Here is an 8,223-nt window from a genome sequence, read left to right on the forward strand (position 1 = left end):
AAGTCTAAACCCTTTAAAGCTCCTAAAATAGCTTGAGCATAATCATAAGGTGCTATTGTTGTCTCATCTTTATATTTAACCCCAAGACCCCCGCCAATATCAAAAAACTTTAGCTCTATTTTGATGTTTTGAAGTGAACGTACCAAATCAGCTACGATTTCAGCAGATTCATAGATTGGCTTTAGTTCTGTTAGTTGTGAGCCTATATGAAAGTGAATTCCAACTGGATCTAAATGCTCAGAATTGTTAGCTTTTATATACATTCTCTTAGCAGCATCTATCTCTACTCCAAACTTATTATCATGAAGTCCTGTTGATATATAAGGATGAGTTTGTGGGTCTATATTTGGATTTACTCTGATACTTATTCTGCATTTTGTTTGTAGCTCTTTTGCGATAAGCTCTACACGACCAAGTTCTGCTTCACTCTCTACGTTGATATATAAAATATCTAACTCTATAGCCTCGCGAATCTCACTATCACTCTTTCCAACACCAGAGAAGATGATTTTATAGCTTGGGACTCCTGCTAAAATAGCACGACGAACTTCTCCAATAGATACACAATCAGCACCACTTCCAAGAGTTGCAAAATGTTTAATAACACTAAGATTTGAGTTTGATTTTATAGCAAATGCCATAATCGATTTTCTGCCCTTAAAAGCGGCTTTTAACTCTTCATATTGTGCACTCATATAATCTAAATCATAGACATATAGTGGTGTTTTATAAGTGGCTGCAAGTTCTTTAAAATTTATCATGAAAATCCTAAATATTTTTTAAAGGATTCTATCTAAAAAGTACTTATATTTTTGTTATAAAAAAGTATACAATGTAAAAAAATATGCGTCTCTAGTTGCTTCTTGGGGATGTTCTATATTTCATCCATTGCCTAAATGCAACTAAAAAAAGTAAGAAAGTTGGAAAGACTATCCCAAGCTCACTTGGTATAGTCTTGTGGTTTGATAACTCAACTAGTGAAAATAGTAGAGCCCAGACCATCAAAGAGGAGATAATCGCGCTAAAGCTAAAGAGAGAAACATTTAGAAATCTAACACTAATTGGCACAAAAAAGAAGATAATAACTATTAAACTAGGGACAAAAAACGGATATACAAATATCTTATAAAGAGCACTTTTTACTATATTTGTATTGATATTTTGATCCCTTAATAAAAAGTAAGCATCAAAGGCATCAATGATGGAGAAGTTTACTTTACCTTCATAAACTTGATCAAGCATTTTTGGGCGAAACCCTTTAAGAATTTCTAAGTTTTGCTCCTTTGTTACTTTCATACCCAAAGAGTCAAAACTTATATTTTCTGGTTTTGTAATAATGTCGGCCTCATTTATGATCCATACATCATTTCTATAGTTTGCCCTTTTGGCTACTAAAACCTCTTTTAGTGAGTTATCAACAAAGCTAAACACACGTATATCCTCAGCACTCTCTTGAAGAGGCAAGAGTTTTGAAAAATAGACAAATTTATCTTTATATGTAAAGAAAAGGTCTCTTGTTGGACTTAAATATTGTGCGTTTTTACGAATATTTTTTGCAAACTCATCAGCTCTTGCAAAATTTGAAATAGAGTGTAGAGAGATAAAAAGAGTGATTATAACGCTAGATACTACTACAAAAGGTTTTAATATATCTATTCTTGAGTATCCAAGAGAGTAAAATGACACCAGAGCGTTGGAGCGGATAAGAAAGATTTTTGTACTTATCATTGCAAATATAAGTGAAAGCGGAAGAAGCATATCAATGGCGTAAAACGTTTTATAAACTACATAAATAAGAAGCAAGTTTGCGGAAATATCAAGTTTTTCAGAGCTTCCCATATAGTCAAATCCAACTAAGAAAAGTACTAAAGCTAGTAAAATAACAATAAAATATCTAATGTAATGAAAAGATATATATTTAAAAGCCAGCATTAATTTAGATCCAAGTAGATAAGTTTAGTGCTATTTTAGCGGAATTTTTTTAATTGTATATTTAGAGCTAACATCTTCAAGGGTGTTGGTTAATAGATACTCTAATGCTTCAGCGGCAAAAGTAATAAACTCACCTAAATGTTCTTGCTCATCTTTAGAAAAATCACTCAAAACATAAGAGGCGACTTCGCCTTTATGCTCAGGCTTACCTATTCCCATTCGAACTCTTATATACTCTTTTGAGATATGCTCATCAGTTGATCTAAGGCCGTTATGTCCGCCATGTCCACCACCTTTTTTAAATCTAAGCGTGCCAAATGGAAGATCTAAATCATCATGTATTACAACAACTTCATCTATTTTATAGAATTTTTTTACAGCTGCAATTGCAGAGCCTGAGAGGTTCATAAAAGTAAGTGGTTTTAATAGAAAATGATTTGAGAATTTAAAGAGTACACCATTAACTGATGAGGAGATTTTTTGAGCATTTTGTCGTTTGACTAGCTCATTTATAACCATAAAGCCTATATTATGGCGAGTATTCTCATAGTTCGGGCCAGGGTTACCCAGACCGACTATTAACATGATTACTTAGCTTTGATTATGCTTAGTACAGATACACGATCAGCATCTGTGAACGTAACATTAGGTATTTTTGCTATATCACGAAGCATTTTAGCATCACCAACGTCCATCTTAGCTACATCTACTACAATGCTATTTGGAACATTTTCAATAGCAGCTTTTACTCTTAAACGAGGCTTTGAAATATGAATAAGGCCCTTATTTTTAAGACCAATTGCATCGCCCTCAGTTACAACAGGTACATGATAATGTGTTACAACATTTGGTTGCGCTACCATCAAATCTACGTGTAAAAGTTTACCTGTAACTGGGTGTGCCTCATAAGACTGAACAACAACGTTCATCTTTTTTGAAGCTACTGTGATAGGAAATGATAGAGTCTCTTTATTACGAACAGTACGGATATACTCATTCTCTTTGAATGCAGCATGTAGGTTTTCTAACCCTTTTCCGTAAATGTTTGCAATTAGATATCCATCGCGGCGAAGCGCTTTCGTGCCTATTTTGCCAATACTCTCTCTAATTATGCCTTCTAACATATTAAATCCTTAATAAAAAATGTCCGCAATTATACTCACTTAAGCTTTAATAGCGGTTAAAATAAGGTTATTTTAAATTAAAGACATCATCTTCACTAAAACCATGGTTATCTACATTTTCAGCTTTATTGACACTGTCTGAAGCTTTGCCACTACTTAAACCACTCATTCTAAGCTCTAAGTCAGATGCACTTGTAGCATAATCCTTTGCTCTTTCTTTTGTAATAAGCCCACTATTATATATATCTAAAATATGCTGATCAAAACTTTGTGACTTATAGTGGTCTCTACCTTTTTCTATAGCTTCGCGTATCTCATAATCTCTATTTTCTAAAATTAATTTCTCTATAGTAGGAGTTTTTACAAGTATCTCCATGGCTGCTACACGTTTATCATCTTTTGTAGGGATAAGTCTTTGAGATATAACGCCTTTTAGAACTCCAGCAAGCGAGAGTCTAACACGATTTTGTTCTTCATTTGGAAAAATTGCAATAATACGATTTATCGTCTCTTTTGCATCAATCGTATGAAGCGTTGAGAAGACTAAATGCCCTGTATCCGCGGCATGAAGCGCTAACTCTATAGTCTCTCTATCTCTCATCTCTCCAACTAAGATTATATCTGGGTCTTCGCGAAGAGCAGCTCTAAGTGCTCTATCAAATGAGAGCGTATCTTGGCCAACTGAGCGTTGATTTATAATACATCCTCTGTCTTTATGGACAAACTCAATAGGATCTTCTATGGTAATGACATGCTTCTTATAGTTCATATTTATCTCATGTATCATAGCTGCTAGTGTTGTTGATTTACCGCTTCCTGTTGTTCCAGTAACAAGTATTAGTCCGCGTGATTCTTTAGTAAAATTTCTTATCATCTCAGGGAATTTCATCTCATCAATTGTAGGAATCTTCATAGGAATAACACGAAAAACAAACGATGGTCCATCAGTTTGAAAAAAGACGTTTACACGAAAACGATTAAGCTCATCAAATTGATAAACTAAATCCACCTCTTTATCCCTTATTAATTCTGAATATCTTCCTCTAAGTATCTCTTTGGCAAGAGTCATTCCCTCTTCATAAGAGAAAATACTCCCAGAAAAAGGAATTATCGCTCCATTAATCCTAGCTCTTATGGCTCCATTTGACTTTACGTGTAAGTCACTTCCACCATTTTCTATCAGTTTTTTTAGGTACCCTCTAACTTTTTTTATCTGCTCAAAGGTTAACTGATTTATATCTACTTCATTGTTTTGCTCAATCATAATGACTCCAGTATATCTTGAAATGCATCTTTAAAAGATTTTAATCCGTCTTCTACCTGTTTATCTAAAATAGCATCAAAATCAATGCCTATATGCTCTATCTTTTTGAAATGCTCTCTTATCTTCTCTTGTGAAATTGGGAGTGAAGCGCTTTTAAATCCACTTGCATCAAATGCTTTTATCGTATCCACCGGTGCAGTATTTACGCTGTTATATGCTAAAAGTTCTTTGATATAGTAATACGCAGGAAGTGAGTCATCTTTTACACCAGTACTTGCAAAAAGTACTCTGCATCCATCCACTCTCATCTCCTGAACAGCCTCATATATATCTGCACTATTATATATTCCACTAAGTGCTCTTTGTATTTTAGAATTCGTGAGTATATCATCTAAGGCTCTATCAATTCTACTTACAAAAACACTTATGACAGTATCAACGCTAGAGCCAAACTCTGCGACTCCTTCGCTAAAAGCTTTTGCACATAAAAGCGCTTGCTCTTTTTTGAAGATAAGCGTTGCATTTACCGATATCCCTTTTGAAGTCAGAGCGCGCATAGCAATATATCCTGCCTTAGTAGCTGGAATTTTTATCATCACATTTTTTCGCCCTATTGTATTATAGAGTCTCTCTCCCTCACTAATGGTTGCATCTGCATCATCACAAAGAAATGGATCTACTTCTATACTTACATATCCATCATCATTAGCATCATAAAGAGGTTTTAAGATATCTGCTGCTTTTTGTATATCATAAATAGCAACCGCTTCATATTTCTCTTTTGGGCTGAGTGATTTTAGTGTTGAGAGTTGCTCTTTGTAAGCGCTTGAACTTAGTATTGCATTTTTAAATATAGCAGGATTTGAAGTTGCACCATTGATTATTTTTTTATCAATTAGTTCTTTAAACTCATTATCTAAATAGTCTCTTTCTATAAAATCAGCCCATAGAGAAAACTTCAACTCTTTTAAATACATATACAAACCTCTCTTATTTTGATAAATTATATCTCAAAATTTATCAATTATTTTTATTAGTCAATGTTTTTTTGAATTTTAATAATAAATATTGAGCCACTGTTCGACGTTTGTACATCTATCTCTCCGCCAAACTGTTTTTCAATAATCATTTTACTCATATAAAGCCCCAACCCTGTTCCATTTTTGCTCTTCGTACTATAATATGGCTCAAAAAGATGAACTAGATGCTCCTCGCTTATACCTCCGGCATTATCAGTTATTGATATATATATGTATTCATCATCAGACGTTGCACTCATAACAATAAATGGCTCTTTAGGCTTCACTTCGTTATGAGCATCTATTGCATTATTTAAGATATTAAGGATAACCTGAATTAGTTCATTGATATATATTTTAAGAACTATCTGATTGTCTTTTTTTATTGATATTTTTATTTCACTATCTTGTACTCTTGATTGTACAAAATTCAGTGCTCTTTGAAAGAGTTCATGAATTTCAATAGTAACCATCTCTTTATTTGGACGAAAATATGTTTGAAAATCATCAACCGTATCAGAGAGATAAATGATAGTATCACTAATATTACCCAGTGCATCATCAACATCTTTGCATCGTCTCTCTTTATCGAGCATATGTTTTAGTTGTAAGTTTGCAATTTGAAGTGTTATATTAGAGAGAGGTTGTCTCCATTGATGTGCTATCATACTTATCATCTCGCCCATTACAGCCTGTTTTGACTGCATCTCAAGTATCTGGTCTTTTTTTCTTAGCTCTTCTAATTTTTGCTCAACCTTAATCTCTAGAGACTCATTTAGCTTAATGAGTTGTGTTGTTTTATCTTTTACCTGTCTCTCTAACTCTATGTTGAAATTTTTAAGCATATTTTGTTGCTCTAATATCGTAGCTTTTGCTTCATCAATCTTTTTTTTATAAAAATAGATAATTATGCTAACAATTATTAAAACAAAAGAGATGTATGAGATCTGAAATACTGAATATTGTATCTCTATAAATGTTTGAAATGGCGCTATTATAAGCATAAAAAGGATAAAGATTAGCCAATAAATAGCCTTTAGTGTTTTTTGAAAATATAGAAGTATGATAGGGTACGTAAATATCCAAAGATGTTTTAAATCATCGGGGTCACTTACATAAATAAGAAATAAAAATAGAAATGTATATTGAATAGTAATTGTAATAGCAAAAAATTCAAAGAAATTACGATACTTTCTAAGAGCAAAAAACATCATAATATTCATAAATAAAACCACCAACTCTATTGGTATCAAAATATGAAGTCCACGTATATAGTTACCTATGATTCCATATATTAGCCCTGCTGTTGAGAGCAATATACCAATATTTACCATTTGGTATCTGTTTTTTAACTCATGCTGTGATTCATCAAAAGACCATCCACTTGTAAAACATCCATCAATCTTACACATATAAACCCCTCATTTTATGGCAGATATACCTTGTCTAACATCTCATCATATTCACTCTTAACGCTGCTATCAAAAGTGATACCACCACCACTTTTATAGATATACCCATCTTGTGTTTTTTGCACAAAGCGAATCATAACGGCACTCTCAAGTGCTTCTCCATCATATACTCCAAAAACCCCACTAAAATAACCTCTCTCATACCCTTCTACACTTTGTATAATCTCAAGAGTACTTCTTTTTGGTGCTCCACTGATACTTCCAGCAGGAAGAAGTGATTTTAAAATATCACCTATTTTTGAGTGCCAATCATCCCCTACTTCGCCACTTATATGAGAGCTTACATGAAGAAGCTTCTTCTTGCCTGCTTCTATCTCAGTTATATATCTAAACTCTTCAACCTTTACATTTTTTGCAACTATAGAGAGATCATTTCTGAGCAGATCTACAACCATAATATGTTCTGCCATCTCTTTTTTATCTTTTAAAATTATCTCTTTTGCATTTGGTATTGAGGCATCAATAGTGCCTTTCATCGGGTGCGTAGAGATTTTATCTCCACTAATGGAGATAAATTTCTCAGGCGAGAAGCAGACAAACTCATCTTTGTATCTTAGTTTATATGGAGCGTTTGCAGCGTTATATATTTCTTTGAGTGATAGTTGTGTTTTTATAGCTGTTGGTTGAGTAAGGTTTAGAAGATATGTTTCACCGTTTTTTATTTTTTCTATAACAAAATCAAACTTCTCTTTATACTTCTCAAAAGAGATACCATCTTTTTGCAAGAAATCCTCATGACTCTTTAACTTATACTCTTCATTTATCTCAAACTCAATATCATTTTCTTTAAGTTTATCTAGTGGTAGAAGCACTATATTTTGAGCTTTAAAATCAACTATAAATAAAAAAGGCTCTCTTTTTGCCCCAAGAGAGTTTATATCCTCAAACGTCATAAATGAGTTTTTTTAGCACTGCCATTCTGATTGCAACACCATTTGCGACTTGTTCTAAAACTTTGCATCTTTTATCTGCTAAGAGTGCATCACAAATATCTATGTTTCTATGAACTGGTCCTGGATGAAGGAGAATTATATCCCTATCCCCTACAATTTCGCTAGTTATACAAAAATCACTCGCATAATCTTTTAATGATGCATAAGTTTGTGAAGAGTGTCTCTCGGTTTGTGTTCTAAGGCTCATGATGGCATCTACTTCATCAATTATCTCTGCTAAATAGTGTGTTGTTCTTAAATCACTCTGAGGTAAAAATTGTGGTGGAGCTACTAAAATAACCTCCATCCCAAATCTACTAAGAAGTTCTATATTTGAGTTTGCAACTCTTGAGTTTTTAATATCGCCAACAATGGCTATCTTTTTCCCCTCAAGGTTTTTAAAATGTTTCTTTAGAGTAAAAAGGTCTAGTAGTGCTTGAGTTGGATGAGCATGAGCGCCATCACCTGCGTTTATGATAG

General features: G+C 33.4%; 8 protein-coding genes and 1 pseudogene. All 9 read right to left on the minus strand.

Annotated features, from left to right (window positions below; all coding sequences use genetic code 11):
• Positions 1-761, minus strand: a 761-nt coding sequence (locus PHI38_RS07670) for a diaminopimelate decarboxylase (protein WP_299854645.1), incomplete at its 3' end; no start/stop codon positions are given.
• Between the two features lie 91 nt (positions 762-852).
• Positions 853-1,932 carry an LptF/LptG family permease gene (locus PHI38_RS07675; RefSeq protein WP_299854648.1) on the minus strand — a complete coding sequence of 360 codons (1,080 nt, stop codon included), beginning with the start codon at positions 1,930-1,932 and terminating at the stop codon, positions 853-855.
• 30 nt (positions 1,933-1,962) lie between these two features.
• Complete coding sequence (gene pth / locus PHI38_RS07680) at positions 1,963-2,520, minus strand: aminoacyl-tRNA hydrolase (protein ID WP_299854665.1); 558 nt, start codon at positions 2,518-2,520, stop codon at positions 1,963-1,965.
• On the minus strand, positions 2,520-3,056 hold the full coding sequence (locus PHI38_RS07685) for a 50S ribosomal protein L25/general stress protein Ctc (RefSeq protein ID WP_299854651.1): 537 nt from the start codon (positions 3,054-3,056) through the stop codon (positions 2,520-2,522). Before PHI38_RS07685 ends, pth begins: the two co-directional genes overlap by 1 nt.
• Before the next feature lie 67 nt (positions 3,057-3,123).
• Positions 3,124-4,320, minus strand: coding sequence for a type IV pilus twitching motility protein PilT (locus tag PHI38_RS07690; protein ID WP_299854653.1), 1,197 nt, complete (start codon positions 4,318-4,320; stop codon positions 3,124-3,126).
• Positions 4,317-5,297, minus strand: coding sequence for a transaldolase (locus PHI38_RS07695; RefSeq protein WP_299854656.1), 981 nt, complete (start codon positions 5,295-5,297; stop codon positions 4,317-4,319). The genes PHI38_RS07690 and PHI38_RS07695 overlap by 4 nt, the downstream gene beginning before the upstream one ends.
• Before the next feature lie 56 nt (positions 5,298-5,353).
• Positions 5,354-6,751 carry an ATP-binding protein gene (locus PHI38_RS07700; RefSeq protein WP_299854659.1) on the minus strand — a complete coding sequence of 466 codons (1,398 nt, stop codon included), beginning with the start codon at positions 6,749-6,751 and terminating at the stop codon, positions 5,354-5,356.
• A 14-nt stretch (positions 6,752-6,765) separates the two neighbouring features.
• Complete coding sequence (locus PHI38_RS07705) at positions 6,766-7,704, minus strand: aminodeoxychorismate synthase component I (RefSeq protein ID WP_299854662.1); 939 nt, start codon at positions 7,702-7,704, stop codon at positions 6,766-6,768.
• Positions 7,694-8,223 (minus strand): annotated as a pseudogene (locus PHI38_RS07710) (aspartate carbamoyltransferase); the annotation flags it as partial. The pseudogene PHI38_RS07710 and the gene PHI38_RS07705, both read right to left, overlap by 11 nt.

The organism is Sulfurimonas sp. (genome assembly GCF_028694895.1).
GTDB lineage: Bacteria > Campylobacterota > Campylobacteria > Campylobacterales > Sulfurimonadaceae > Sulfurimonas.

Excerpts from the sequence above, each read along its gene's own strand:
- PHI38_RS07700 (WP_299854659.1), bottom strand. The coding sequence starts at position 6,751 with ATGTGTAAGATTGATGGATGTTTTACAAGTGGATGGTCTTTTGATGAA.
- PHI38_RS07705 (WP_299854662.1), bottom strand. The coding sequence starts at position 7,704 with ATGACGTTTGAGGATATAAACTCTCTTGGGGCAAAAAGAGAGCCTTTT.
- PHI38_RS07685 (WP_299854651.1), bottom strand. The coding sequence starts at position 3,056 with ATGTTAGAAGGCATAATTAGAGAGAGTATTGGCAAAATAGGCACGAAA.
- PHI38_RS07675 (WP_299854648.1), bottom strand. The coding sequence starts at position 1,932 with ATGCTGGCTTTTAAATATATATCTTTTCATTACATTAGATATTTTATT.
- PHI38_RS07690 (WP_299854653.1), bottom strand. The coding sequence starts at position 4,320 with ATGATTGAGCAAAACAATGAAGTAGATATAAATCAGTTAACCTTTGAG.
- PHI38_RS07695 (WP_299854656.1), bottom strand. The coding sequence starts at position 5,297 with ATGTATTTAAAAGAGTTGAAGTTTTCTCTATGGGCTGATTTTATAGAA.